Annotated in this window: 23 protein-coding genes; 8 read left to right on the plus strand and 15 right to left on the minus strand. The window is 67.5% G+C overall.

Annotated elements, in window-relative coordinates; translation table 11 throughout:
• Positions 1-122 precede the first annotated feature (122 nt).
• The 9 genes from rpmG to ACVJ6E_RS06775 all read right to left on the minus strand — a co-directional run bounded on the left by rpmG (position 123) and on the right by ACVJ6E_RS06775 (position 13,420).
• Complete coding sequence (gene rpmG, locus ACVJ6E_RS06735) at positions 123-290, minus strand: 50S ribosomal protein L33 (protein WP_120267594.1); 168 nt, start codon at positions 288-290, stop codon at positions 123-125.
• A 171-nt stretch (positions 291-461) separates the two neighbouring features.
• On the minus strand, positions 462-1,205 hold the full coding sequence (locus tag ACVJ6E_RS06740) for an NUDIX hydrolase (protein WP_120267595.1): 744 nt from the start codon (positions 1,203-1,205) through the stop codon (positions 462-464).
• Positions 1,202-1,687 (minus strand): DUF983 domain-containing protein, encoded by a 486-nt coding sequence (locus tag ACVJ6E_RS06745; RefSeq protein ID WP_067334120.1) that lies wholly within the window; start codon positions 1,685-1,687, stop codon positions 1,202-1,204. The genes ACVJ6E_RS06740 and ACVJ6E_RS06745 overlap by 4 nt, the downstream gene beginning before the upstream one ends.
• Positions 1,684-4,026: a ribonuclease R gene (rnr, locus tag ACVJ6E_RS06750; RefSeq protein WP_491676416.1), complete on the minus strand. Its 2,343-nt coding sequence runs from the start codon at positions 4,024-4,026 to the stop codon at positions 1,684-1,686. The genes ACVJ6E_RS06745 and rnr overlap by 4 nt, the downstream gene beginning before the upstream one ends.
• A complete protein-coding gene (gene topA / locus ACVJ6E_RS06755; RefSeq protein WP_120267596.1) occupies positions 4,023-6,758 on the minus strand; it encodes a type I DNA topoisomerase in 2,736 nt (911 codons plus the stop codon). Before topA ends, rnr begins: the two co-directional genes overlap by 4 nt.
• A gap of 286 nt (positions 6,759-7,044) precedes the next feature.
• A complete protein-coding gene (gene scpA / locus ACVJ6E_RS06760; protein ID WP_120267597.1) occupies positions 7,045-9,192 on the minus strand; it encodes a methylmalonyl-CoA mutase in 2,148 nt (715 codons plus the stop codon).
• Positions 9,193-9,201: 9 nt separating this feature from the next.
• Positions 9,202-11,232: an acetyl-CoA carboxylase biotin carboxylase subunit gene (locus ACVJ6E_RS06765; protein WP_120267598.1), complete on the minus strand. Its 2,031-nt coding sequence runs from the start codon at positions 11,230-11,232 to the stop codon at positions 9,202-9,204.
• A gap of 34 nt (positions 11,233-11,266) precedes the next feature.
• Positions 11,267-12,799, minus strand: coding sequence for an acyl-CoA carboxylase subunit beta (locus ACVJ6E_RS06770; protein ID WP_067215996.1), 1,533 nt, complete (start codon positions 12,797-12,799; stop codon positions 11,267-11,269).
• A gap of 57 nt (positions 12,800-12,856) precedes the next feature.
• On the minus strand, positions 12,857-13,420 hold the full coding sequence (locus ACVJ6E_RS06775) for a biotin transporter BioY (protein ID WP_120267599.1): 564 nt from the start codon (positions 13,418-13,420) through the stop codon (positions 12,857-12,859).
• A 246-nt stretch (positions 13,421-13,666) separates the two neighbouring features.
• Here ACVJ6E_RS06775 and ACVJ6E_RS06780 point away from each other — a divergent pair, with 246 nt between their 5' ends.
• The 6 genes from ACVJ6E_RS06780 (at position 13,667) to ACVJ6E_RS06805 (ending at position 18,258) form a co-directional block, all read left to right on the plus strand.
• Complete coding sequence (locus tag ACVJ6E_RS06780) at positions 13,667-15,082, plus strand: helix-turn-helix transcriptional regulator (RefSeq protein WP_120267600.1); 1,416 nt, start codon at positions 13,667-13,669, stop codon at positions 15,080-15,082.
• Positions 15,083-15,218: 136 nt separating this feature from the next.
• Positions 15,219-15,644, plus strand: a complete 426-nt coding sequence (locus ACVJ6E_RS06785; protein WP_120267601.1) for a MerR family transcriptional regulator — start codon at positions 15,219-15,221, stop codon at positions 15,642-15,644.
• A gap of 69 nt (positions 15,645-15,713) precedes the next feature.
• A complete protein-coding gene (locus tag ACVJ6E_RS06790; protein WP_199681003.1) occupies positions 15,714-16,184 on the plus strand; it encodes a PaaI family thioesterase in 471 nt (156 codons plus the stop codon).
• Complete coding sequence (locus ACVJ6E_RS06795) at positions 16,177-16,650, plus strand: GNAT family N-acetyltransferase (RefSeq protein WP_120267602.1); 474 nt, start codon at positions 16,177-16,179, stop codon at positions 16,648-16,650. The genes ACVJ6E_RS06790 and ACVJ6E_RS06795 overlap by 8 nt, the downstream gene beginning before the upstream one ends.
• Before the next feature lie 40 nt (positions 16,651-16,690).
• Positions 16,691-17,866: an isovaleryl-CoA dehydrogenase gene (locus ACVJ6E_RS06800; RefSeq protein ID WP_120267603.1), complete on the plus strand. Its 1,176-nt coding sequence runs from the start codon at positions 16,691-16,693 to the stop codon at positions 17,864-17,866.
• Between the two features lie 11 nt (positions 17,867-17,877).
• Positions 17,878-18,258, plus strand: a complete 381-nt coding sequence (locus ACVJ6E_RS06805) for a DUF1232 domain-containing protein (protein WP_120267604.1) — start codon at positions 17,878-17,880, stop codon at positions 18,256-18,258.
• A 1,033-nt stretch (positions 18,259-19,291) separates the two neighbouring features.
• On the opposite strand, the gene dprA is transcribed toward ACVJ6E_RS06805, so the two are convergent.
• The 6 genes from dprA to ruvX all read right to left on the minus strand — a co-directional run bounded on the left by dprA (position 19,292) and on the right by ruvX (position 24,993).
• Positions 19,292-20,440: a DNA-processing protein DprA gene (gene dprA, locus ACVJ6E_RS06810; RefSeq protein ID WP_120267605.1), complete on the minus strand. Its 1,149-nt coding sequence runs from the start codon at positions 20,438-20,440 to the stop codon at positions 19,292-19,294.
• The gene (gene plsY, locus ACVJ6E_RS06815; protein WP_120267606.1) at positions 20,437-21,057 is read right to left on the minus strand and encodes a glycerol-3-phosphate 1-O-acyltransferase PlsY; all 621 of its coding nucleotides are present in this window, start codon (positions 21,055-21,057) and stop codon (positions 20,437-20,439) included. Before plsY ends, dprA begins: the two co-directional genes overlap by 4 nt.
• A gap of 89 nt (positions 21,058-21,146) precedes the next feature.
• Positions 21,147-22,442, minus strand: coding sequence for a dihydroorotase (locus ACVJ6E_RS06820; RefSeq protein ID WP_120267607.1), 1,296 nt, complete (start codon positions 22,440-22,442; stop codon positions 21,147-21,149).
• 11 nt (positions 22,443-22,453) lie between these two features.
• A complete protein-coding gene (locus ACVJ6E_RS06825) occupies positions 22,454-23,410 on the minus strand; it encodes an aspartate carbamoyltransferase catalytic subunit (RefSeq protein ID WP_120267608.1) in 957 nt (318 codons plus the stop codon).
• Positions 23,411-23,554: 144 nt separating this feature from the next.
• The gene (locus ACVJ6E_RS06830; RefSeq protein WP_120267609.1) at positions 23,555-24,481 is read right to left on the minus strand and encodes an AEC family transporter; all 927 of its coding nucleotides are present in this window, start codon (positions 24,479-24,481) and stop codon (positions 23,555-23,557) included.
• A complete protein-coding gene (gene ruvX, locus ACVJ6E_RS06835; protein ID WP_120267610.1) occupies positions 24,478-24,993 on the minus strand; it encodes a Holliday junction resolvase RuvX in 516 nt (171 codons plus the stop codon). The genes ACVJ6E_RS06830 and ruvX overlap by 4 nt, the downstream gene beginning before the upstream one ends.
• Positions 24,994-25,114: 121 nt before the next feature.
• Between ruvX and ACVJ6E_RS06840 the strand changes: the two genes are divergently transcribed.
• Positions 25,115-25,822 (plus strand): metal-dependent hydrolase, encoded by a 708-nt coding sequence (locus ACVJ6E_RS06840; protein WP_120267611.1) that lies wholly within the window; start codon positions 25,115-25,117, stop codon positions 25,820-25,822.
• 542 nt (positions 25,823-26,364) lie between these two features.
• Positions 26,365-26,901 (plus strand): hypothetical protein, encoded by a 537-nt coding sequence (locus ACVJ6E_RS06845; protein ID WP_120267612.1) that lies wholly within the window; start codon positions 26,365-26,367, stop codon positions 26,899-26,901.
• The last annotated feature ends 70 nt before the right edge of the window (positions 26,902-26,971 follow it).

Consider the following 26,971-nt stretch of genomic DNA (forward strand, 5'->3'; position numbering starts at 1 on the left):
CCGCGCGGCCCGCCTGCCTGCGTTCGCGCGCCGTCGGCGTTCGGCGTCACCGGGCCCTGAACGCAAAAAAGGCCCCCGAAGGGGCCTTTGCCGCCAATGCCGTCGCGCGGTGGCGCAAGATCTTACTTGATCTTGGCTTCGCGGAACTCGACGTGCTTCTTCGCGACCGGGTCGTACTTCCGCTTGACCATCTTGTCGGTCATCGTGCGGGAGTTCTTCTTGGTCACGTAAAAGAAGCCGGTGTCAGCCGTCGACAGCAGCTTGATCTTGATGGTGGTCGCCTTGGCCATCGTTCTTGTCCTTGCACTTGTGTCCGGCCATACGTCGGAGCCTCCGTTTCTTCGGAGAAGACGCTCCACCGGTTAGTCTTGGAAAACTGTGCGCGCAACATACGTTCCGCGCGCCCAAAGTCAAGCGGGAAGGCGAGTGCCGCCCCGGGTTTCACGCGCAGGTCCCGTGCGTCAGATTTCCTCGCGCACGAAGCCCTTGCCGCGCCAGTAGTAGAAGGGCACCGGATGGGCCGGGTCCAGTTCCGGATCGTCGGCCAGCCGCGCCTGCAGCTCCTCGATGATCGTCAGCGTGATCGTCGGCAGTTCCAGCGACTTGGCCTCCTGAAGGGTCAGCCAGTGCACGTCCTCCAGCTCGCCGGAGGGGCCGGTGCCCGAAGGCAGGCGGTCGGCCACCGCATCGGCGAAAACGGCGAGAAACCGCGTGTCGAAGCGGCGCGGCCGGCGGGGAGGGGTGATCGCGCGGGCGATCAGGCGCACGGGCGAAAGGTCCGGCAGCAGGCGCCGCTCGGAGAACGCGGCCATGTCGCCGCTGCCCTGCCAGGTCAGATCGCTGGGCGTGCCGACCAGCAGGCCGGCCTCCTCGTAGGTCTCGCGAATGGCGGCGACGGTGAAGGCGCGGGCGCGGGCCTCCGTCTTCGGCCCCTTCATCGCGTGGACCAGTTTGCTGGCAACGCCGGGATGATAGTCGCCGGTGACCGGCACGCGGCTGTCGGCCGGGTCGACCCGGCCTCCGGGAAAGACGAACATGCCCGGCATGAAGCGGTGCCGCATGTGGCGGCGGCCCATCAGCACGCGGTGATTCCCGTCTTCCTTGCGGTCGAGCACGAGCAGCGTTGCCGCATCCTTGGGCCGCAGGTTCGGGTTGTTCGTCTGCCGCTCGGCCTCGGACAGCCGGCGCACCAGGAACTCGTTCATGTGCGAGAGCTGTCTCCGCCGAAGTCGTAGGCCGGCTGGTCGTCGCCGATGGCGTTCGGGTCGAAGCCGTGCATGTAGTTGGCCCATTGCAGGCCGATCAGCGCACCCTTGATCGGCGGCAGGCAGGCCAGCGTCATGATGACGATCAGCGGCAGCCAGAGCACCGTGTGCAGCCACATCGGCGGCACCATCATCATCTCGACCGCCAGCGCGATCGGCAGCACCACGTGGCCGACCAGGAAGATGGTGAAATAGGGCGGGGCATCGTCGGCGCGGTGGTGGTGCAGCTCTTCGCCGCACGAGGCACAGACCGGCTCCACCTTCAGGTACTTGCCGTAAAGGCGGCCGGAACCGCAGGCCGGGCAGCGTCCCTTGGCACCGAACATCATGGCGCGGCTGACATCGCGCTTGGGCTTGGCGTTCGGAGCGCTCGTGGTGATCGCGCCCGACAGCTCGGGCGAGCCTGCATAGGTGACTGTCATTTCCGCCGTCCTTTCGATGGCCGCCCCTTCGACGGATGTCCCGGCTTGGCCGAGCGGCCCGCGCCGCCGCTTCGATGCTTGCGGTTGCGCTCAAGGGTGCGTTCGCGCGCACTCCTCCGCTTGTGATAGTGACCTTCACTCAAAAGTTCAAACCGCAGGGCACCCGCATAAGGGGCCGCTTCGACCAGTCGAACCTCCACCCGATCCCCAAGAGAGTAGGTTTCTCCTGTGGTTCGGCCGCTCATCGAATGCGACGATTCGTCGTAATGGTAGTAGTCGTCGCCGATGGTCGAGGCGGGTACGAAACCGTCCGCGCCGGTGTCGTCGAGGCGGATGAACAGGCCCGACTTGACGACGCCGGAGATCCGCCCGGCAAACCGGGTGCCCACCTGGTCGGCCAGCCACAGGGCGATGAGCCGGTCGATGGTGTCGCGTTCGGCCAGCATCGCCCGGCGCTCGGCGGCGGAGACGTCCGCGCCGATCATCTCCAGCTTGCCGTCCATCCCGTCCGGCAGCCCGTCGTCGCCCAGCTTCAGCGCCCGGATCAGGCCGCGATGGACGATGAGGTCCGCATAGCGGCGGATCGGCGAGGTGAAATGGGCGTAGCGGCGCAGGTTGAGGCCGAAATGGCCGATGTTCTGCGGCGAGTATTCCGCCTGGGCCTGGCTGCGCAGGATCACCTGGTTGACCAGTTCGGCCTCGGGCGTGCCCTCGACCTTCTTCAGGATGCCGTTGAACGCCGCAGGGCGGATGCCGCCGCCGGAGGCGAGGCGGATGCCGAGCGTCCCCAGGAACTCCTTCAGCGCTTCCAGCTTCTCCGGGCTCGAGGCGTCGTGGACGCGGTAGAGCAGCGGCACGCCGTGCTTCTCCAGCGTCTCGGCCGCCGCCACGTTGGCCTGGATCATGAATTCCTCGATCAGCTTGTGCGCGTCGAGGCGGTTGGGCACGTAGACGCCGTCCACCGTGCCGTCCGGCTTCAGGCGGATCTTGCGCTCCGGCAGGTCGAGATCCAGCGGCTCGCGCGCCTCGCGGCCGCGCTTCAGGCACGCATAGGCCGCCCAGAGCGGCTTCAGGATCTCCTCCAGCACCGCATCGGCGACGATGCCCGGCTCGCCGTCGATGGCCGCCTGCGCCTTGTCGTAGGAGATCTTCAGCGCCGAGCGCATCATCACCCGGTGGAAGCTGTGGCCGAGCTTGCGCCCGTCCTTGTCGAAGACCATGCGCACGGCCATGGCCGGGCGGTCCTCGCCTTCCTTCAGCGAGCACAGCCCGTTGGACAGCGCCTCGGGCAGCATCGGGATCACCCGGTCGGGGAAATAGACCGAGTTGCCGCGCAGATGCGCCTCGCGGTCGAGCGGCTCGCCCGGCCGCACGTAATAGGCCACGTCCGCGATGGCGACGGTGGCGACATAGCCGCCCGCGTTGGCCGGGTCCTCGTCGGCGACCGCATGCACGGCGTCGTCATGGTCCTTGGCATCGGCCGGGTCGATGGTGATCAGCGGCAGCTTGCGCCAGTCCTCGCGGCCCGACATCGTCGCCGGCTTGGCGTTTTCCGCCGCCTCGATCACCCGGTCGGGGAAGTCGTGCGGGATGCCGTGGGTGTGCAGGGCGATCTCGGAGACCGCCATTTCCGAATGCATGGTTCCGATGCGGCGGACAATGCGCCCGCGCGGCAGGCCATAGCGGCCGACCTTGGTGACCTGTGCGCCGACGAGGTCGCCGTCTTCCGCGCCCTTGAGATCGCTTGTGTCGATCTCGAGTTCCTTCTGCTTGCGGTCGATCGGCTCCAGGAAGGTGCGCCCGCGCGCCTGGCGCAGGATGCCGAGCACACTCGAGGCCTGGCGGTCCAGCAGCTTGATGATGCGACCCGAGCGGGTCGCCTCGTCGCCGGTCGGATCTTCGGTCAGGCGCACCAAGAGCCGGTCGCCGAGACCGGGGGCGCGCATGTCGGACTTGCGCGGGTCGGGCAGCACCAGGATGCGCGGAGCGGTCCCGTGCTCTTCCTCGTCCCAGCTGGCCGGCTCTGCCAGCAGCTCGCCGTCGCTGTCGCGGCCGGTGACCAGCACCACCAGCACCGGCGGCAGGTCGCCGGGGCGCGAGAGGCGCTTCTGCCGCTTTTCCAGCAGGCCGTCGTCGGCCATCTCGCGCAGCAGGCGCTTCAGGTAGATGCGGGCGCCGCCCGTGATGCCGAAATGCCGCGCGATCTCGCGCTTGCCGGCCATCCCGGGATTGTCGGCGATGAAGGCCATGATCGCGTCCCGGCTCGGCAGCTCGGCCGTGCCCTTGGTCTTCTCGCCCTTTTTCGCCGTGCGCGGACGTTTCGGCCCCTTGGTGGTCAAGCAGTGCCATCCGCGGCGGTGTCCGCCTTCTTGGTCTTCGTCGCCGTCTTGGCTGCGGGCTTCTTCGCCGCGGTCTTCTTGGCGGCAGGCTTTTTCGCGGCCGTCTTCTTGGCGGCGGGCTCCTTGGCGTCCGCCGACTTGGTCGCAGCCTTCTTGGCAGGCGCCTTCTTCGCGCCCTTGCCCGACTTGCCGGCCTTGGCGTTGACGATCTCGATCGCCTCTTCCAGCGTCACCGACATCGGGTCCTTGCCCTTGGGCAGGGTGGCGTTGACCTTCGCCCACTTCACGTACGGGCCGTAGCGGCCATCCTGCACGGTGATCGGCCCGCCGTCCGGATGCTCGCCGAGCTCCTTCAGCGGGGCGGCACCGGCGCGTCCGCGCGACGACTTCGCCCGCTTCTGGGCCAGCGCGTCGACCGCGCGGTTGATGCCGACGGAGAACACCTCGTCGGCGCTTTCCAGATTGGCATAGGTGCCGTCATGCAGCACGAACGGGCCGTAGCGGCCGATGCCGGCGGAGATCATCTTGCCGTCTTCGGGATGCGGGCCGACCTCGCGCGGCAGCGACAGGAGCTGCAGCGCCTTGTCGAGATCCATGTCGGCGACCTGCCAGCCGCGCGGCAGCGAGGCGCGCTTGGGCTTGGCTTCCTCGCCGAGCTGGACATAGGGGCCGAAGCGGCCCGAGCGCAGCGTCACGTCGAGACCGGTCTCCGGGTCCTGGCCGAGCAGCTTCGGACCGTCGGCGATTTCCGCATCGCCCTCCTCGCCGCTGCCCGCCGAAAGCTGGCGCGTGTAGCCGCAATGGGGCGGGTTCTCGTTGGGAACCTTCCCCTCCAGCTTGTCCTTGTCGTAGTTCGAGCAGCCGACGAAGGCGCCGAAGCGGCTGACCTTCAGCGACAGGCGGCCGGCGCCGCAGACCGGGCACTTGCGCGGATCCTCGCCATTGCCCGTGTCGGGGAAGACGTGGGCGGCCAGCATCTCGTTCAGCGCTTCCAGAACCTCCGATACGCGCAGGTCCTTGGTGTCGTGCACCGAGCCGGAGAAATCCTTCCAGAAATCGCGCAAGACGTCCTTCCACGACAGTTCGCCGGCCGAGATGCGGTCGAGCTTTTCCTCCAGCGCCGCCGTGAAGTCGTATTCCACGTAGCGGTTGAAGAAGCTTTCCAGGAACGCGGTGACGAGCCGGCCCTTGTCCTGCGGGATCAGGCGCTTGCCGTCGAGATGCACATAGTCGCGGTCGCGCAGGGTCTGCAGGGTCGAGGCGTAGGTCGAGGGACGGCCGATGCCGAGCTCTTCCATCTTCTTGACCAGCGTCGCCTCGGTGAAGCGGGCAGGGGGCTCGGTGAAGTGCTGCGCCGTCTCGATGGACTGGCGCTCCACCTTCTCGCCCTCGCTCATCGCCGGCAGGCGGCGGGCGTCCTCGTCCTCCTCGTCGTCGCGGCCCTCCTGGTAGAGGGCGAGGAAGCCGTCGAAGCGCACGACCGAGCCGGTGGCGCGCAGGGTGGCCGGGCCGCCGGTGCCGCTGGCGTCGATATCGACCGTGGTGCGCTCCAGTACCGCGGATTCCATCTGCGAGGCGATGGTGCGCTTCCACACCAGCTCGTAGAGCCGGGCGGCATCGGGATCGAGATAGCGGGCGACGTCCCGCGGGCGGCGGGTCAGGTCGGTCGGACGGATCGCTTCGTGCGCCTCCTGGGCGTTCTTCGCCTTGGAGGAGTAGTGGCGCGGCTTTTCCGGCACGTAGTTGTCGCCGTAGTCCTTGCCGATCACCTTGCGGGCGGAGGCGATGGCCTCGCCGGCGATCTGGACGCCGTCGGTACGCATGTAGGTGATGAGACCGACGGTCTCGCCGCCGATATCGGCGCCTTCATACAGCTTCTGGGCGATCTGCATGGTGCGGGCGGCGGCGAAGCCGTATTTGCGCGAGGCTTCCTGCTGCAGCGTCGAGGTGGTGAAGGGCGCGGCCGGGTGACGGCGCTGCGGCTTCGATTCAACGCTCGCGACCTTCAGCGAGGCGGCCCGCAGGAAATCGGCGATCTTGTTCGCCTGGTCCTCGTTGGCGATGTCGAGGCGGCCGAGCTTCTTGCCCTCGAAGGCGGCGATGCGCGCCTGGAAGGTCGCGCCGCCCGCCGTCGTCAGGTTGGCCAGCACCGACCAGTATTCCTGGCGCACGAAGCGCTCGATCTCCGCCTCGCGGTCGCAGACCAGACGCAGGGCGACCGACTGCACGCGGCCGGCCGAGCGAGCGCCCGGCAGCTTGCGCCACAGCACCGGCGACAGGGTGAAGCCGACGAGATAGTCGAGCGCGCGGCGGGCCAGATAGGCATCGACCAGCGGCTCGTCGAGCTCGCGCGGGTTGGCCATCGCGTCGAGGACGGACTTCTTGGTGATGGCGTTGAAGACGACGCGCTGGACCGGCTTGTCCTTCAGCGCCTTCTTCTGCCGCAGCACCTCGAGCACGTGCCAGGAAATCGCCTCGCCTTCGCGGTCGGGGTCAGTCGCGAGGATCAGGCGGTCGGCATCCTTGACGGCGCGGACGATGTCGTTGAGGCGCTTCTGGGACTTCGCATCGACATCCCAGGTCATTGCGAAATCTTCGTCGGGCAGCACGGAACCGTCCTTGGGGGGCAGGTCGCGGACATGGCCGTAGGAGGCGAGGACCTGATAATCCGGGCCAAGATACTTGTTGATGGTCTTGGCCTTGGCCGGCGATTCCACAATGACGATATTCATGAGACCCCAAACAGGAAAACGGTCGCGCCGATCCGTTCGGACGGCGCCTTGCAGCGGATACGGTCTGCGCGACTGACGCGGGACGATCCCCCAAATGCATGGCCGCTGTCAAATGACCTTTCCGGCAGGGCGGGTCAAGGGTCGCTGCGGAATTCGCGGCGGTCCTGCTGCGAAGGGATGAGAGGGGAAGGGGTCTTGCGCCGGCCCGGTGAGGGCTGTTGGCGCGGCGCGGACGACCCTGGGGCAAGGGGCGAGGCGGGCCGAAAAGGCCCGCCTTGTCCGTCGTTTACGCCACGTTCCGGCGGCGGCCGGCGATGAGGTCGAGCACCGAACGGGCGGCATCGAGCACGTTGGAGCCGGGTCCGAAGATTGCCGAGACGCCCGCATCCTTCAGGAACTGGTAGTCCTGACGCGGGATCACGCCGCCCACGACCACGATGATGTCGGAGGCACCGCGCGCCTTCAGCGCCTCGACCAGCTGCGGGGCCAGCGTCTTGTGGCCGGCGGCGAGCGAGGACATGCCCACCACATGCACCTTGTTCTTCACCGCAAGGTCGGCCGCTTCTTCCGGCGTCTGGAACAGCGGGCCGGCTATCACGTCGAAGCCGATGTCGCCGAAGGCCGAGGCGATCACCTTGGCGCCGCGGTCGTGGCCGTCCTGTCCCAGCTTTGCGACGAGCACGCGCGGCGTTTCGCCGAGCGAGGAGGCAAAGTCGGAGAGCCGCTGCACGAGGGTCTCGTATTCCGGCTCGCCCTCATAGGCCGGGCCGTAGACCTGGCGCACCACCTTGGGCACCGCCTCGTGGTCGCCGAAGGCCTCGCGCAGCGCGTCGGAAATCTCGCCGAGCGTGGCGCGGGCGCGGGCCGCTTCCACGGCCGCTTCCAGGATGTTGCCCTCGCCCGTGCGGGCGACTTCGCGCAGCGCGTCCAGGGTCTCCTGCGCGCGCTGGGGATCGCGCTGGCGCCGGGTGCGCTCGATGCGGGCGATCTGGGACTCCCGCACCGCCTTGTTGTCGATGTCGAGGATCTCGATGTCGTCCTCGTTCTCCAGGCGGAACTTGTTGACGCCGACGATCACCTCGTCGCCGCGGTCGACGGCGGCCTGGCGACGGGTCGCGGCCTCCTCGATCATCCGCTTGGGCAGGCCCTTGTCGACGGCTGCGGTCATGCCGCCCTCGGCCTCGATGCGCTCGATGATCTCCCAGGCGCGGGTGGCCAGCTCGTTGGTCAGGCTCTCCACGTAATAGGAGCCGGCGAGCGGGTCGACGACCTTGGTCACGCCCGTCTCGTGCTGCAGGATCAGCTGGGTGTTGCGGGCGATGCGGGCGGAAAACTCCGTCGGCAGGGCGATGGCCTCGTCGAAGGAGTTGGTGTGCAGCGACTGGGTGCCGCCGAGGGCCGCCGACATCGCCTCGAAGGCGGTGCGCACGATGTTGTTGTACGGGTCCTGCTCCTGCAGCGACACGCCGGAGGTCTGGCAGTGGGTGCGCAGCATCAGGGAGGAGGCCTTCTTCGGCTGGAACTCCGTCATGATGCGCGACCACAGCAGGCGCGCGGCCCGCAGCTTTGCCGCTTCCATGAAGAAGTTCATGCCGATGGCGAAGAAGAAGGAGAGGCGGCCGGCGAAGGCGTCGACGTCGAGCCCCTTCTTCAGCGCGGCACGCACATATTCGCGCCCGTCCGCCAGCGTGAAGGCCAGCTCCTGCACCAGCGTCGCCCCGGCTTCCTGCATGTGATAGCCGGAAATGGAGATGGAGTTGAACTTCGGCATCTCCTTCGCCGTGTACTCGATGATGTCGGCGATGATCCGCATCGAGGGCTCGGGCGGGTAGATGTAGGTGTTGCGGACCATGAACTCCTTGAGGATGTCGTTCTGGATGGTCCCGGAGAGCTTGGACCTCGGCACGCCCTGTTCCTCGCCCGCGACGATGAAGTTGGCGAGGATCGGGATCACCGCGCCGTTCATGGTCATGGAGACGGAGATCTGCTCCAGCGGGATGCCGTCGAACAGGATCTTCATGTCCTCGACGCTGTCGATGGCGACGCCCGCCTTGCCGACATCGCCGACGACGCGCGGATGGTCGCTGTCATAGCCGCGATGGGTGGCAAGGTCGAAGGCGACCGAGACGCCCTGCTGCCCGGCGGCGAGCGCCTTGCGGTAGAAGGCGTTGGATTCCTCGGCCGTGGAGAAGCCCGCATATTGCCGGATCGTCCAGGGGCGGCCGGCATACATGGTTGCGCGCGGGCCGCGCAGGAAGGGCTCGAAGCCGGGCAGGGTGCCCAGGTGCCCGATCCCTTCCAGGTCCTCCTCGGTGTAGAGCGGCTTGACCGGGATGCCCTCCGGCGTCTGCCAGACGAGGTCCTGCGGATCGCTGCCCTTGAGCTCCTTCGAGGCCAGGTCCATCCAGTCGCGAACGGTCTTCTTCTCGGTCATGACCCGCTCCTATTCGAATTCCATGATGATCTCGTCGACGGCGAGGCTGTCGCCCGGCTTGGCGGCGATGGTCTTGACCACGCCCTTGCGCTCGGCCTTCAGCACGTTCTCCATCTTCATCGCTTCCACCGTGGCGAGCGTCTGGCCCGCCTCGACGGTCTGCCCTTCCTCCACCGCGATGGACACCACCAGGCCCGGCATCGGGCACAGCAGCATCTTCGAGGTGTCGGCCGGGATCTTCTCCGGCATCAGCCGCGCGGCCATCGCCTGGCGCGGGGTGAGGCAGGAGAGCACCACCTCGGCGCCGCGCTGGCGCAGGCGGAAGCCCTGCAGCGTCGGGTCGACCTTCACCGCCAGCGGCCGGCCGTCGACACTCGCCTCGATCAAGGGCGTGCCCGGCTTCCAGCTGCCGAGAGCGACCTTGCGCGGGGCGGACAGCGCCGTGCCGTCCTCGCCCTCGCGTGCGGCGACCGTGTAGCTGCCGTCGCCGTTTTCGGTGATCGCGACCGGAAACTCCTCGCGCTCCACCACGATGGTCCAGTTCGGACCGACCACCCGGCGGTGGTTGTCCATGGCGCCGCTGATCTGCGTTGCACGCGTCTCGGACACATGGTTGCAGGCCGCGGCCACTGCGACAAGCTCCTGAAGCGCATCGGCCTCCGGCGTGACGCCAGCAAAGCCTTCTGGATATTCCTCGGCGATGAAGGCCGTGGTGATGGCGCCGCTGCGGAAGCGCGGGTGGTCCATCACGGCGGAGAGGAAGGGCAGGTTGTGGCCGATGCCTTCCACCTCGAACCGGTCGAGCGCGTCGGCCATGGCGTCGATGGCCTCGATGCGCTTGGGCGCCCAGGTGCACAGCTTGGCGATCATCGGGTCGTAGAACATCGAGATCTCGCCACCCTCGAAGACGCCGGTATCGTTGCGCACGATGGTGCCGTCCTCGCGGGTGCCTTCCTGCGGCGGGCGGTAGCGGGTCAGCCGGCCGATCGAGGGCAGGAAGTTGCGATAGGGGTCCTCGGCATAGAGCCGGCTTTCCATCGCCCAGCCGTTCAGCTTCACGTCGTCCTGCGTGATCGACAGCTTTTCGCCGGCGGCAACGCGGATCATCTGCTCCACAAGGTCGATGCCGGTGATCAGCTCGGTCACCGGATGCTCCACCTGCAGGCGGGTGTTCATCTCCAGGAAGTAGAAGTTGCGGTCGCCGTCGACGATGAACTCGACCGTGCCGGCCGAGGCGTAGTTCACCGCCTTGGACAGGGCCACCGTCTGCTCGCCCATGGCCTTGCGGGTTGCCTCGTCGAGGAAGGGCGAGGGCGCCTCCTCGATGACCTTCTGATTGCGACGCTGGATCGAGCATTCGCGCTCGCCGAGATAGATCGCGTTGCCGTGGCTGTCGGCCAGCACCTGGATCTCGATGTGGCGCGGCTGGGTGACGAACTTCTCGATGAAGATGCGGTCGTCGCCGAAGGAATTGGCCGCCTCGTTCTTCGACGACTGGAAGCCCTCGCGCGCCTCCGCGTCGTTCCAGGCGATGCGCATGCCCTTGCCACCGCCGCCGGCGGAGGCCTTGATCATCACCGGGTAGCCGATCTCGCCGGAGATCTTCACCGCCTCGTCCGCGTCCGCGATCAGGCCCATGTAGCCCGGCACGGTGGACACGCCCGCCTCGGCGGCCAGCTTCTTGGAGGTGATCTTGTCGCCCATCGCCTCGATGGCCGAGGCCGGCGGGCCGATGAAGGCGACGCCCTCCTTGGCCAGCCTCTCGGCGAACTCGGCGCGCTCCGACAGGAAGCCGTAGCCCGGATGCACCGCATCCGCGCCGGACGCGCGGATCGCATCCATGATCTTGTCGATGACGATGTAGGACTGGTTGGCCGGCGGCGGGCCGATATGGATCGCCTCGTCGGCCATCTTCACATGCAGCGCGTCGCGGTCGGCGTCGGAATAGACGGCGACGGTCTGGATGCCCATCTTGCGCGCGGTCTTGATGACCCGGCAGGCGATCTCGCCGCGATTGGCGATCAGGATTTTCTTGATCATTGTTCTGTCGGTCCCGTTCGTGGGTCTGCGCGCATCACAGCGGAATGTTGTCGTGCTTCTTCCAGGGGTTGGAGAGCTGCTTGTTGCGCAGCGTCGCCAGCGCCCGTGCGACCCGCCGGCGGGTCGAGTGCGGCATGATCACGTCGTCGATGAAGCCCTTCTCCGCCGCCACGAACGGGTTGGCGAAGCGGTCCTCGTATTCCTTGGTGCGCGCGGCGATCTTCTCCGGGTCGCCCAGCTCGGAGCGATAGAGGATCTCGGTCGCGCCCTTGGCGCCCATCACCGCGATCTCTGCCGTCGGCCAGGCGTAGTTGATGTCGCCGCGGATATGCTTGGACGACATCACGTCATAGGCGCCGCCATAGGCCTTGCGGGTGATGACGGTGACCTTCGGGACCGTCGCCTCGCCATAGGCGAAGAGCAGCTTGGCGCCGTGCTTGATGACGCCGCCGTATTCCTGGCTGGTGCCGGGCAGGAAGCCTGGCACGTCGACCAAGGTCAGGATCGGGATGTTGAAGCAGTCGCAGAAGCGCACGAAGCGCGCGGCCTTGCGCGAGGAGTTGATGTCGAGCACGCCGGCCAGCACCATCGGCTGGTTGGCGACGACGCCGACCGTCTGGCCTTCGATGCGGATGAAGCCGGTGACGATGTTGCCGGCATAGTTCTCCTGGAGCTCGAAGAAGTCGCCCTCGTCGGCGATCTTCACGATCAGCTCCTTCATGTCGTAGGGCTTGTTCGGGTTGTCCGGGATCAGGGTGTCGAGCGAATTGTCGATGCGCGCCGGATCGTCGAAGAACGGGCGGACGGGCGGCTTCTCGCGGTTGCTGGAGGGCAGGAAGTCGATGAAGCGGCGCAGGGCGATCAGCGCCTCCACGTCGTTGTCGAAGGCGCCGTCCGCGACCGAGGACTTGCTGGTGTGGGTCTTGGCGCCTCCCAGCTCCTCGGCCGTCACCACCTCGTTGGTCACCGTCTTCACCACATCCGGGCCGGTGACGAACATGTAGGACGTGTCGCGGACCATGAAGATGAAGTCGGTCATCGCCGGCGAGTAGACCGCGCCGCCCGCGCAAGGGCCCATGATCATGGAGATCTGCGGTACCACGCCCGAGGCCATGATGTTGCGCTGGAAGACGTCGGCATAGCCGGCGAGCGAGGCGACGCCTTCCTGGATGCGGGCGCCGCCGCTGTCGTTGAGGCCGATCACGGGCGCGCCGTTCTTCATCGCCATGTCCATGATCTTGCAGATCTTCTGGGCATGGGTCTCGGATAGCGAGCCGCCGAACACGGTGAAGTCCTGCGAGAACACGTAGACCATGCGGCCGTTCACCGTGCCCCAGCCGGTGATGACGCCGTCGCCCGGCATCGAGGTGTCCTGCATGCCGAAATCCACGCAGCGGTGGGTGACGAACATGTCGTATTCCTCGAACGAGCCTTCATCGAGGAAGATCTCGACGCGTTCGCGCGCCGTCAGCTTGCCCTTGGCATGCTGCGCCTCGATACGGCGTGTGCCGCCCGCAAGACGGGCGGCGGCGCGGCGGTTTTCCAGTTCCTGCAAAATTTCCTGCATGGCTGGCCTTTCGGGCTCTGGTGGCGTTGCGCTCTTGTGGCGGCAGCGGACTGATGATCAGCGGGTGCGGGCGCGCACCAGCGTAACGGCGATGGCAGCGGCAAGCACGGACTTCACGATACCGCCGATGACGAAGGGATAAAGCCCCAGTGCGAGGATCGGCTTGTCGAAACCGATGAGCGCGCCGAGCCACAGCAGGCCGGGGGCGAAGACGACGGCCTGGGCCATGATCGAGGCCGGGATCGCCTGCCACAGGTTTTGCGTCCAGCCGCGCTCGGCGAAGATGCCGGCAAGCCAGGCGGAGGCGAGGAAGCCGAGGAGGAAGCCGCCGGTCGGACCCATCATGTAGGCAAGGCCGATGCCCTTGGCGGGCGTGTCGGCGAAGACCGGCAGGCCGGCCGCGCCCTGCAGCAGGTAGGCGGCGACAGCAGTGGTCGCCAGACGCGGGCCGAGCGTGAAGCCCAGCACCAAGAGCGCCAGCGTCTGCAGCGTCATCGGCACCGGGTAGAACGGAACGCTGACCTTGGCCGAGGCCGTCAGCAGCAGCGATCCGGCCAGGGCAATGGCGAGCGAGCGGAGCAGGGTACGGGGCGTGGTGGTGGCGGCGAAGCTGCCGGACATGGCGTTTCCTCCTGGGGGCCGCGTGCGGGGCTTGCCGACCCGGATGCCGCGGGCTCTCGTGTTCGGGGCCGCACGTCGCGTCGGGCATGTCGCCTCGCGCATGCGGCACATTGCCTGTTCGCTACTCCTTTTCGCCTTGCAGCGGGAGAGTTGAAAAAGCCGCAAAGCGAATTTAATCTGTTTGCAAACTTCATTTTGCGAATTTGCAAACATCTCCAGCCGGGCCCCCGCCATGAAGAGCGTGTCATGAAAAAGCTGTTCCTCGGCCGCCAGATCCGCAGCCTGCGCGAGAAGGCCCAGCTGACGCAACGGGATTTTGCCGAGCGCCTCGGCCTGTCGACCAGCTATGTCAACCAGCTGGAGAACAACCAGCGCCCGGTCTCCGCGCCGGTCCTGCTCACCCTGTCGGAGCGCTTCGGCCTCGACCTTGCCTCGCTCTCGGTCGACGACGACGACCGGCTGATCGCCGCCTTGCAGGAGGTCTTCGCCGATCCGGTGCTGGCGGGCGCCGTGCCGGGGCTGCAGGATTTCAAGATGGTCAGCCAGAACGCGCCGGACTTCGCCCATGCGCTTGTGCGCCTGCATCAGGCCTATCGCCAGATGGGCGAGCAGCTGGCTCAGTTCGACGACAGGCTGGCCCGCGACGAGGGGCTCGCCCGCCCGACCCCGTACGAGGAAGTGCGCGACTTCTTCCATTTCGAGAACAACTACATCCACGAGTTGGACCTCGCCGCCGAGGATCTGGCGACGCGCCTGTCGCCTTCGGGGCGGATCTTCGCCCGCGATCTTGCGCAGTATCTGGAGGAGCGGCACGGCATCGCCGTCGAGCGCCGGCGCGCCGGCACCGCGGGGGAGGGCGCCATCCGCCGCTTCGACCGGGAGCAGCGCCGGCTCTATCTCAATGAGGCGCTGCCTGAATCCACCATCGTCTTCCAGCTCGCCCACCAGATCGCGCTGCTGGAGGCCGGCGACATCGTCGAGGCGGTGGTGGCACGGGCGCGGTTCCAGACCTCGGATGCGGCGCAGGTCGCGCGCATCGGCCTTGCCAATGCCTATGCCGGCGGCATGGTGCTGCCCTATCGCGCCTTCCTGTCGGCCGCGCAGGAGACCCGCCATGATCTCGACCTCATCGCCGACCGGTTCGGCGCCAGCCTGGAGCAGGTGGCGCATCGCCTCTCCACCATGCAGCGCCCTCGCCTGAAGGGCATTCCCTTCTTCTTCGCCCGGGTCGACAGGGCCGGCAACATCACCAAGCGCCACTCGGCGACCAAGCTGCAGTTCGCCCGTTTCGGCGCCGCCTGTCCCTTGTGGAACGTGCACCGCGCCTTCGAGAGCCACGGGGCGATCATCCGCCAGCTCGCCGAGACGCCGGACGGCTCGCGCTACATCTCGCTCGCCGCCCACGTGGTGAAGAAGTCCGGCGGCTACAGCGGCCCGGTGCTGCACTATGCGATCGCGCTGGGCGCGGAGATCGCCCATGCGCGCGATATCGTCTATTGCGACGATCTCGACCTCACCCGCGAGGCGGCGTTCGAGCCCATCGGCGTCTCCTGCCGCATCTGCGAGCGGCTCACCTGTCCGCAGCGCTCCGTGCCGCCGCTCAACCGGGCGATCTCCATCGACAGCGACGACCGCCGGCTGGTGCCCTACGCGATCCGCTGACGCCTTGCCTTGGTGAGACGTGCGGAATTCGTTTCATGCTGAAATTATTTCAGCATAAATCCTTGTATTAAATGACAGAAATATATCCTGTTGACTGGAACGTAAACGTCATGCAGGGTTTTCTGCGGAGGAGGCCATGCAGCCCTATTACACTATCACCCAGCTGACGCAGGAATTCGGCGTGACGACACGCACCTTGCGCTTCTACGAGGCGGAGGGCTTTCTCAAGCCGACGCGGCGCGGGCGCCAGAGGCTCTACAAGCCCGGCGACCGGACGCGGCTGAAGCTGATCCTGCGTGGCAAGCGGCTCGGCTTCACCCTCGCGGAGATCCGCGACATCATCACCATGTACGACAAGTCGCCGGGCGAGGCGGGCCAGCTCCAGCTGCTGCTCCAGCGCATCGAGGGGCGGCGGTCGGAGCTGATGGCCAAGCGTCACGACATCGACCTGACGCTGGCAGAGCTCGACGAGGTGGAGCGCGGCGCCCGTGCCCGGCTCGGAGAGCTCGGGCCGATGAGCGACCTGTTCTCCGCCGCGGCCGCGGCGACGAAGGCCGAATAGATCGAAAAGACATGACAAGAGCTCGCGCCTTGGCTCCTTGAAAGCGCGGGCCATCGACGGGAGGATGGGATGACGCAAGTAGCAGAGAAGGTGCGGGCGTTCGAGCCGCGCGACCCCGCCTGGCGCGATCGGGTCGAGGCGAGCTTCGCCCGTCAGGCCTTCATGACGACGCTGGGGGCCAGCATCGACCGGCTGGAGCCGGGCTCGGTCGACCTTGCCGTCGCCTTCGCCGACGGTCTCGTACAGCAGCACGGCTATTTCCATGCCGGCGTCACCACCACGTTGGCCGATACCGCAGCCGGCTATGCCGCCCTGTCGCTTTACCCGAAGGGCTTCGGCGTGCTGACGACCGAGTTCAAGATGAACCTCTTGAACCCCGGCCGGGGCGCGCGTCTCGTCGCCCGCGGGCGGGTCATCAAGCCGGGGCGCACGCTCACCGTCACCGCATCCGACGTCTACGGCCAGACGCCGGGCGAGGAGGACATTCACATCGCCACCGGACTTTTCACAATGATCGCGCTGGAGGGGCTGAATGACTGATGCGCAAGGCGGGGCAGAGGCCACCGTCATCCGCCGGCTGGAGCCGTCCGACCGCGCCGCCTGGGATGCGCTGTGGGCGGCCTATCTCGCGTTCTACAAGCAGGAGCTGCCCGACGGCGTGAGCGATGCCGTCTTCGTGCGGATTTCCGGCGACGGCGCCCACGAGGGTCTCGTCGCCGAACGCGGCGGGCGCCTTGTCGGCTTCGTGCACTACGTGGTGCACGAGACCACCTGGTCCATCGAGCCGACCTGCTATTTGGAAGACCTTTATGTCGACGAGACCCTGCGCGGTGGCGGCGTCGGGCGCGCGCTGATCGAGGGCGTCTATGCGGCGACCCGCCGGCGCGGCTGCCGCTCCGTCTATTGGCAGACCCATGACGACAATGCCCGTGCCCGCCGGCTCTACGACCAGGTCGCGGTGCTGAGTTCCTTCGTGCGCTACGACCACGTGTTTTCGCAGGACTGAGGCGCCGCGCGCCGCCTGCCCATCTTTCGGAGACGAACCCATGATCCGCAACGACTTCCCCGGCTTCAACTTCAACCTCGGCGACACCGCCGACATGCTGCGCGACAGCGTCCGCTCCTTCTCGCAGGACACCATCGCCCCGCTCGCCGACCGCATCGACCGCGAGGACTGGTTCCCGCGCGAGGAGCTGTGGCCGGCCATGGGCGAGCTCGGCCTGCACGGCATCACGGTGGAAGAGGAGTGGGGCGGGTCTGGCCTCGGCTATCTCGAGCACTGCATCGCCATGGAAGAGGTCAGCCGCGCCTCCGCCTCCATCGGCCTGTCCTACGGCGCCCATTCCAATCTCTGCGTCAACCAGCTGCGCCGCTGGGGCACGGATGCGCAGAAGACGCGCTATCTGGCCAAGCTGGTCAGCGGCGAGCATCTCGGCGCGCTGGCCATGTCCGAGCCCGGCGCCGGTTCCGACGTCGTGTCGATGAAGCTGCGCGCCGACAAGCGCGGCGACCGCTACATCCTCAACGGCACCAAGATGTGGATCACCAACGGTCCGGATGCCGACACGATGATCGTCTATGCCAAGACCGATCCGTCCGCCGGCCCCAAGGGCATTACCGCCTTCCTCATCGAGAAGGACTTCAAGGGCTTCTCAGTCGCCCAGAAACTCGACAAGCTCGGCATGCGCGGCTCGCTCACCGGCGAGCTGGTGTTCGAGGATTGCGAGGTGCCGGAGGAGAACGTGCTCGGCGAGGTCGGCAAGGGCGTCAACGTGCTGATGTCCGGCCTCGACTACGAGCGCGCGGTGCTGGCGGCCGGCTGCATCGGCATCATGCAGGCGGCGATGGACGTGGTCATTCCCTACATCCACGAGCGCAAGCAGTTCGACCAGCCGATCGGCACCTTCCAGCTCGTTCAGGGCAAGATCGCCGACATGTATGTCTCGATGAACGCCAGCCGTGCCTATGTCTATGCGGTGGCCCAGTCCTGCGACCGCGGCGAGACCACGCGCGAGGACGCCGCCGGCGCCATCCTCTACGCGGCGGAGAACGCCACCAAGATCGCCCTCGACGCGATCCAGCTGCTCGGCGGCAACGGCTATATCAACGAATACCCGACCGGCCGGCTGCTGCGCGATGCCAAGCTCTACGAGATCGGCGCGGGCACCTCGGAGATCCGCCGCATGCTGATCGGCCGCGAGATCTTCAACAAGACCGCGTAAGGGGCAGGGCGATGCTGCCGCGTCTGGTTGAATGGGCGCGGCAGCTGAAGCGGGACGTCGTCGTGCTGGCCATCGCCTTGCGCGATCCGCAGGCGCCGCTGGTCGCACGGCTTCTCGCCGCCCTCGTCGTCGCCTACGCCCTGTCGCCGATCGATCTCATTCCCGACTTCATTCCGGTTCTCGGTCTCCTTGACGACCTGATCCTCGTCCCCGCCGGCCTCTGGCTGGTGCTGCGGCTGATGCCGGACGAGGTGATCGCCCGCGCCCGCGACAAGGCCGCCACAGCCCCTCCTTGCAAGCGAAGCCGTATTGCCGGCGCGGTGATCGTCTGCCTCTGGCTTGCCCTGGCCCTATGGGCCGGCAGCCATCTGCTGCGCCTGTTGAGGGGCTGACAGCCGAGCGCCTCCCAACTTGCCCGCAACCTCGCTGTGAGCGGTCCATCGTCCGGCAGGATGCGCGAAGGCGCGGGAATGCGCTGCCGCAAGCGCGGCGGGCGTTACGGCGGCGCTTCCCCCCATCTTCCAGCTGTTTCTGCTTCCTGGGTGTGACGCCTGAAGAGGCGCAGGCCTGACGCTGCCCCTGCGCCGATACTTTGCCGGGCGCGCGCCATGCGGCGCGCAAGGACCGCCTTTCGCAGCGCTTCTTGCGTTGGTTGCCGGCGCCTCAATGTAGGCGTGTAGCGAATGCCACCTCTACAACCCGATGAAAACCGGGGTGTCGCCGCCGTGATGGCCGCCTGATGGGCACGACCGGTGGAAAGCCTGTGCCTCATGTCCGTAAAACTGCGCAAGTTGCGGGCAGGCCACGCGAATATCGTGCCGCATCCTTGCCAGCCGTCGTTTTTGACGTGTACTATGATTGTATAAAATCAATGGTTGTATAAACCTTCTGCGACGCCTCGTCAGGCCAACAACCGGGTCACATAATGCCGATAGATCCACAGAATGACCGCTCTGAGGCCGCACGCTACTGCGCCCAGATCTGCCGTGAGCTGAGAGACCTTGCGTCCAATAACGATATGGAATTCCTTGCATATTTGCTTGAAATGGCGCGGGTCGAAGCCTTCGACAGGCATGCGGAGATGGAGCGTTCGGGCGCCGAGAAAGCCGCAAGGCGATAAGTCACATCACAGGTTGCATTCTTTTTTGCATATCTATCGTGCAACCTCGTCGCCCCTTTGGGTTGTAATTTTGGTTGTGCTAAATTCAGCTGCAATCCGCATTGCGGTCTGACCCTCACGGAACGGTGATCGATGCTGCGGGGCGAAGCGCGGCAGCGGGGAACCGGACCGGCGGGCGGGCTGGCTGCCTGGCGCGCTGCAAGGCAGCGGAAATGCCCTTTCCCGAGGCTCGGTTTTCGCCGGCCCCCGCGTGCGTCTCGCGCCCGTCTGATGTCGTCCGCCCGTTGCCGTTCCCGGCGTCTGTCTCAGCGTCCGTCGATCAGGCTGATGCGTTGGCCGCGATGGCGCTCCAGCCGTCCGGCGAGCTCCAGTTCCAGCAGGATCACGTGGACGATGCGCGCCGCAAGGCCGGTGTAGCGGATCAGCTCGTCGACCTCGACCGGCGCTGCCCCCAGCGCGGACAGCACGCGGCCACGGTCGCGGTCCTCCACTTCCGGCGGCTGGACGGGGCCGCCGCCTGCGACCGGTTCCTCGATGTCGAGGCCGGGGGCCTCTTCGGCGATGCGCCGGGGCCCCAGGCTTTCCAGCACGTCGGCGCCGTTCGCTACCAACGTTGCGCCGTCGCGGATCAGCCGGTTGCCGCCTTCCGAACGCGGGTCCAGCGGCGAGCCGGGCACCACGAAGACCTCGCGGTTCTGCTCGGCGGCAAAGCGCGCGGTGTGCAGCGAGCCGGAGCCGCGCGCCGCCTCGATCAGCACCGTTGCCAGCGACATGCCGGAAATCAGCCGGTTGCGGCGCGGGAAGTCGCGGGCCCGCGGTTTCCAGCCGAAGGGCATTTCGCTGACGATGGCGCCGCCCCGGGCGGCGATGTCGTGGTAGAGCTCGCGGTTTTCCGGCGGATAGATGATGTCGACGCCGCCGGCCAGCACCGCTGCCGTGCCGCCCGCCAGCGCCGCGCGGTGGGCGGCCGCGTCGATGCCACGCGCCAGTCCCGAGACGACGGTGTAACCGGCCGCCGACAGGTAGCCGGAGATCTCGCTGGCGATCTTCTGTCCGGCGAGCGAGGCATTGCGCGCGCCGACCATGGCGATGGTCGCCGCATCCGCCAGCCGGTCGTCGGAGCCGAGCACGGAGATCAGCGGCGGGGCGCCGTCGACATGGCGCAGCAGGGGCGGGTAGCCGTATTCGCCGAGCGCCCGCAGGCGTCCGCCGATCCGCGCCAGCGCCTCGATCTCGCGCTCCGCGTCGGCCTGCGAGGCGATGCGGATGGTGCGCTTGCCGCCGCGGCGGGAGAGTTCCGGCAGGGCGGCGAGCGCTGCCTCGGCGGAGCCGGTGTGGTTGATCAGTTCGCGGAAGGTGACCGGACCGACATTCTCGGAGCGGATCAGGCGCAGCCAGGCCAGGCGCTGGCGGTCGGAGAGGGCGCGACCGCGCCCGGTCGCGCCTGAACTCATGCCTTCTGGCCGATCCGGCCTTCGGTGCCCTTGAGCAGGCGGCCGATATTCTCGTGATGCTTGGCCCACAGGATGACCGAGAGCAGCGCCATCAGCTCGGCGACCTGCGCCCGGTCGAAGACGAACCACAGCAGCAAGGGGGTCGCAAGGCTCGCCACGAGGGCGGAGGCGGAGGAGTAGCGCGTCACGAAGGCGACCGCGACCCAGATCGCGGCGAAGGCGAGCGCCGCCGGCCAGTAGAGGCCGAGCAGGATGCCGAGATAGGTGGCAACGCCCTTGCCGCCGCGAAAGCGCAGCCAGACCGGAAAGATATGGCCGATGAAGGCACCGAAGCCGGCGATCACCGCCGGGTCCGGTCCGCCGTAGCGGCTGGCCACCAGCACGGCCACCGTGCCCTTCAGCATGTCGCCGAGGAGGGTGAGGGCGGCCAGGTGCTTCTTGCCGGTGCGCAGCACGTTGGTGGTGCCGATATTGCCGGAGCCGATCTTGCGGATGTCGCCCTGGCCCGCCAGCCGCGTGATGATCAGCCCGAAGGGGATCGAGCCCAGCAGATAGCCGAAAACGAGCGCAGTCAGGTAGTAGGGCCAGGCAAGGGCCCAGCTGATCGGATCGGGCAACGTGCAGCCTCCGGTTGCGGCGACGATGTAACTCTAGAACATCGGATCGAAAAGGGAAATCCGGTTTTCCGCAGCGTTTCGCAAGGGTCTCAGGGCGTCACGATCCGTCCGGCGACGATGGTGTGCAGCACCTCGCCGGAGAAGCGCGCGTCCTCGAACGGGGTGTTCTTGGAGCGCGACTTCAGCCGCGTCTTGTCCAGCACCCAGGGCCGGTCGGGATCGAACACCACCACGTCGGCGGGGCTGCCTGCGGCAAGGCGGCCGGCCTCCAGGCCCAGCCGGCGGGCCGGGTTGCACGTCATCGCCGCGAGCAGGGGGACAAGGCCGATCTCGCCGGAATGGACGAGGCGCAGGCCGGCGGCCAGCAGCGTTTCCAGGCCGATGGCGCCGTCGGCGGCCTCGGCGAAGGGATGGCGCTTGGTCTCCACGTCCTGCGGGTCGTGGCCGGAGACGATCACGTCGATGGTGCCGTCGGCGAGCGCGGCGATCATCGCCTGGCGCTCGTCCTCCGAGCGCAGCGGCGGCGACATCTTGAAGAAGGTCCGGTAGGGGCCGATGTCGTTCTCGTTCAGCGTCAGGTGGTTGACGGTGATGCCGCAGGTGACGTCGAGGCCGTCCGCCTTGGCCCGGGCGATCGCCTTGGTGCTCTCGGCGCAGGAGATCGACTGCGCGTGGTAACGCCCGCGCGTCAGCGCGGCGAGCCGCAGGTCGCGCTCGACCATGATGATCTCGGCCTCGCGCGGGCTTGCCGGCAGGCCCTTCCAGCTGGCCGACAGGCTCTCGTTGATGACGCCGGAGCCCGATAGCGCCGGGTCCTCGGTGTGGTGCACGACGAGCGCGCCGAAGTCGCGGGCATAGGTCATCAGCCGGCGCATGATGCCGGCATGGGTGACCGAGCGGTGGCCGTTGGAGAAGGCGACGGCACCGGCTTCCTGCAAGAGGCCGATCTCGCTCATCTCCTCGCCGGAAAGACCCTTGGTCAGCGCGGCGAAGGGATGGACGTTGACGCAGGCCGTGTCGCGGGCGCGGCGCAGCACGAAGTCGACCAGCGCCGGGTCGTCGATCACCGGGTCGGTGTCGGGGGAGGTGACGATGGTGGTGACGCCGCCGGCCGCTGCCGCCTGGCTGGCGCTGGCCAGCGTCTCGCGGTGCTCGGCGCCGGGCTCGCCCACGGTGACGCCCATATCGACGAGGCCGGGCGCGACGACCGCGCCGGCGACGTCGATCACCTCGGTTCCCTCGGGTGCGCCCTGGTTCTGCGCCGCCGGTCCTGCTGCGGTGATGCGTCCGTTCTCGATCAGCACGCTGCCGGGCGCGTCGAGGCCGCTTGCCGGGTCGATCACCCGGGCATTCGTGAGGAGGATCGGGCTCTGCGGGTTTGCCATGGCCGGGCTCCTCATTTGTTCGGCAGATGGGCGGCGAGCGCCTCGAGGACGGCCATGCGTACGGCAACGCCCATCTCGACCTGCTCGCGGATCAGGCTTTGCGGCCCGTCGGCGATTTCCGGATCGATCTCCACGCCCCGGTTCATCGGGCCGGGATGCATCACCAGCGCGCCCTCTGCGGCCGCCGCCAGCTTGTCGCGGTCGAGGCCGTAATAGCGGAAATACTCGCGCACGGAGGGGATGAAGGCGCCCTGCATCCGCTCACGCTGCAGGCGCAGCATCATCACGATGTCGGCGCCGGCCAGCCCCTTGCGCATGTCCTGGAACACCTCGACGCCCATCTGGGCGATGCCGTTCGGCAGCAGCGTCGAGGGGGCGACGACGCGCACCCGCGCGCCGAGCGCGTTCAGCAGGATGATGTTGGAGCGGGCGACCCGCGAATGCAGGATGTCGCCGCAGATCGCCACCGTCAGCCCGGCGATGGTGCCCTTGTGGCGGCGGATGGTCAGCGCGTCGAGCAGCGCCTGGGTCGGGTGCTCATGCGCGCCGTCGCCGGCATTGACCACCGAGCAGCCGACCTTCTGCGCCAGCAGGTGCACCGCGCCGGCGGCGTGGTGGCGCACGACGATGATGTCGGGATGCATGGCGTTCAGCGTTGCCGCCGTGTCGATCAGCGTCTCGCCCTTCTTCACCGAGGACGAGGCGACCGACATGTTCATGACGTCGGCGCCGAGCCGCTTGCCGGCGATCTCGAACGAGGACTGGGTCCGCGTCGAGGCCTCGAAGAACAGGTTGATCTGGGTCCGGCCGCGCAGCACGGCCTTTTTCTTCTCGACCTGCCGGCTGATCTCGACGGCGGCTTCCGCCTGGTCGAGCAGCGCGACGATCTCGTTGGGCTGCAGGCCCTCGATGCCGAGGAGGTGACGGTGCGGATAAAGCTCCGCGAGGGGGGGATGATGAGCGCTCATTAAAGCCAACCCTATAGGCGCTTCCTTGGCCCGGCTCAAGCGCGGCGAGGCGTTCTCCACCGGCAGTGGCCATCGAGCCGAATTCAGGTGCGTGAGCACGGCGAGCGCAGAAAATCGCGTCAGATGGCCGTGGGAGTGCGTTTCCTAATGAGCGAGCAGCAGGGCCAGCGGCATGGTGACAGCCGCCAGCACTGTCTGCATGGTCAGGATCTCGGCCATCAGCGGCGCATCGCCCCCCATCTGGCGGGCAAGCAGGTAGGAGTTGCCGGCGGACGGCACGGACATGGCGATGATCACCGCCGAAAGCGCCGGCCCGTCCAGCCCGAGCAGCAGGGCGAAGAGGAAGCCGAAGACCGGCATCACCGCCAGCTTCAGCACGGTGGCGGTGGCGAGCGCCGGGCCCGGGCGGCGCAGGGCGGCAAGGTTCAGTCCGGCGCCGACGCAGACGATGCCGATGGGCAGCGCCGCATTGCCGAGGATCTGCAGTGTCGAATCGGCAAAGCGCGGCAGCGGCACGCCGGCGATGTTGAGCGCCAGCCCGAGGCCGGTCGACCAGATCAGCGGGTTCTTGAGGAGATCCAGCGCGATGCGCCCGGCGCTCGGCGGCGAGCCGCTGGCGAAGCGCGCCAGCACCAGCACGTTGATGATGTTGAGCAGCGGGATCATCGCCACCACCGCCACCGCCAGCAGCGCGACGCCCTCGCGGCCCAGCAACTCGTCGGCGATGGCCAGCGCGACGAAGGTGTTCCAGCGGGTCGCGCCCTGAAAGATCGAGCTGAAGCGCGGCCCGTCGATGCCGAATCGCGTCTTCAGCAGCGGCTGCAGCGCCAGCGCCAGCGCCGACATGGCGAAGATCGACAGGACCAGCGCCGCGCTCATGCCGAAGGCAGGGATCGCAATGAAGTCGGTTTTCACGACCGTGCGGATGATCAGCGCGGGAAACAGCAGGAAATAGGCGATCTTCTCGATGCCGCGCCACTGGTCGCCGGTGATCAGGCCCATGCGCGCGACGATGTTGCCGGCGGCGATCACCAGCAGCACCGGAATCAGCGCATTGAAGACGCCGTTCATGGCCGACCGTCGTCCGGCCTCTCGTCCTGCTCGTCGAGGCTGCCGTAGGTCAGACGGTCGAGCAGGCCCTGCAGGATGTACGAGGCGGCCATCTTGTCGACCAGCTCGGCCCGGCGGGCGCGGGAGCGGTCGGCGTCGATCAGCGTGCGGGTGACGGCGGCGGTCGACAGGCGCTCGTCCCAGGCGGTCATCGGCATATCGGTCAGCGCCGCGAGATTGCGGGCAAAGGCGCGGGTCGCCTGCACGCGCGGACCTTCCGTGCCGTCCATGTTCAGCGGCAGGCCGAGCACCAGGCCGCTGACCTCGTGCTTGGCGCAGATGGCGAGCAGGGCGGCGGCATCGACGCCGAATTTCTTGCGGCGGATCGTCTCCAGCGGCGAGGCGATGCCGCGGCCGAGATCGGACAGGGCAAGCCCGATGGTCTTGGTGCCCAGATCGAGACCGATCAGGCGTCCGATGCGGGGGAGGCGCGCTGCAAAGTCTTCCAGCGCAAGGAGAGGATCTGTGGCCATTCAGCGGCTTTAGCACGGCGCGCGAGGGGCGAACAGCTCCGGGATTGCCGTTTGCCGTCAGGTGGCTAGATTTCAGCGGGACATTTCATCCACCGTTTCCGCTTCAAGGGAGGCAGCCATCATGAAGCTCACCTATCTCGGCCATGCCGCGTTCCGCGTCGAAATTCCCGGCGCGACCATCCTCATCGACCCGTTCCTGAGCGGCAATCCGTCCTTCCCCTCGAACATGAGCGTCGAGAAGGCCAGCGAGGGCGTCACCCACATCCTGCTCACCCACGGCCATGACGACCATACCGGCGACACCATCGCCATCGCCAAGGCGACCGGCGCGCAGGTCACGGCGAATTTCGAGGTCTCCATGTGGGTCCAGTCGCAGGGTCATGAGAACATCAACCCGATGGGCTGCGGCGGCACGGTCGATGTCGGCCCGTTCGCGGTCTCGCTTACCCAGGCGCATCACACCTCGTCCTCGCTCGCCGGCGGCTGGCCGCCGGTCTATATGGGCCAGCCGAACGGCCTGATCGTGCGGGTCAAGGACCAGCCGACCCTCTACCACATGGGCGATACCGACATTTTCGGCGACATGGCGCTGGTGAACGAGCTCTACGCGCCGAAGATCGGCATCGTGCCAATCGGCGACCGCTTCACCATGGGTGCGCGCACGGCCGCACTCGCCTGCCGCCGCTTCTTCGACTTCGACACGGTCATCCCCTGCCACTTCGGCACGTTCCCGATCCTCGACCAGTCGGCGGATGCCTTCGTGCGGGAAATGGGCGACCAGAGCTCGCGCGTGAAGGTCACCGCGCCCGGCGCCTCGCTGGAGGTCTGAGGCGGGGCCACGCCGGGGGGGGGGCGAGGCCTCGCATCCCCTCTGCCGTCACCCCGGGCAAGCGGAGCGCGACCCGGGGCCCATTGGTTGCCAGAGCGATAAGTGCGGGCGCGCGCCCGCGCTAACCCCTTACACAGAGTGTCATCCCGGTTTCGGCGTAGCCGAAGACCGGGATCCAGTAACCCCGGATCGTGCGGCCGGAGCTTCGACGTTGCCTCGCGCGAGCCTTGCCGAGGCTGCGGGGTTGCTTTGGCGCCACCATCCGCCCGGTGGATACTGGATGCCTGCCTTCGCAGGCATGACAGCCGAGAGGGGGGCGCCTTCCCGGGTCTTGGCTTCCGCTTGCCCGGCAATGACGTTTGGCGGGGAGCGAAAAACACCTGCCGAGGTTGCCAATGGGTCCCGGCTCTCCGGCTGCGCCGTCGGCCGGGATGACAGCCTGAGAATGACGTGTCCGCCCGCGTCCTGAAGAGGCGTTCTGACGACTGGACAGATGGAGAATGTTCTCGTAATGTTCTCATCAATCCAGAACAGGTGCCGCCATGACGATTGCCCTTCCGTTACGCTCCCGCCTTCGCGTTTCGCCCTTCCGCAGCCGGCTCGACGACTATCTGGTGTCGCTGGCGCGCGGCGATCTTCTCGGCGCGGCGCGGGCGCATTTCGCCCCCGACATCCGCCTGTTCGACAATGGCGCGGCGGCGGCCGAGGGGCTGGAGGCCGTCCTGCGCAAGCTTCACCCGGTCGCTCGCCGCTTCACCATGCTGCGCGGCACGGTCGACGGGCTGGTCTGCGATCGGGCAGGCGAGACGGCGGAGTTCTCCTGCCGCTTCGACGGGGTCGAGGTGGACGGCCGCTTCTTCCGCGAGACGGTGTCCTTCCGCCAGCGCTGGCATCTTGGCCGCATCGTCGAGGAAGAGCAGTGGCGCGGTGCGGCGGCTTTCGCCCATGCCCCCGTTCATGCCTCCACCGGGACGCAGGCTTCTGCGGCTGCGGGTTTTTGCCTGCCGGGCTCGCTGACCTCCGCCGCCTCCCGGCCCGCATCCGGCTCGTCCTGCCGCGGGCAGGGCGCTGCCGCCTGATCAGCGCTCCTGGAGCGAGGCGGACACGCCCTGGGAGCGCAGGAGAGGGCGGACCGTGCGGGCTTCGGCT

Source organism: Stappia sp. G46H5W (genome assembly GCF_058448995.1).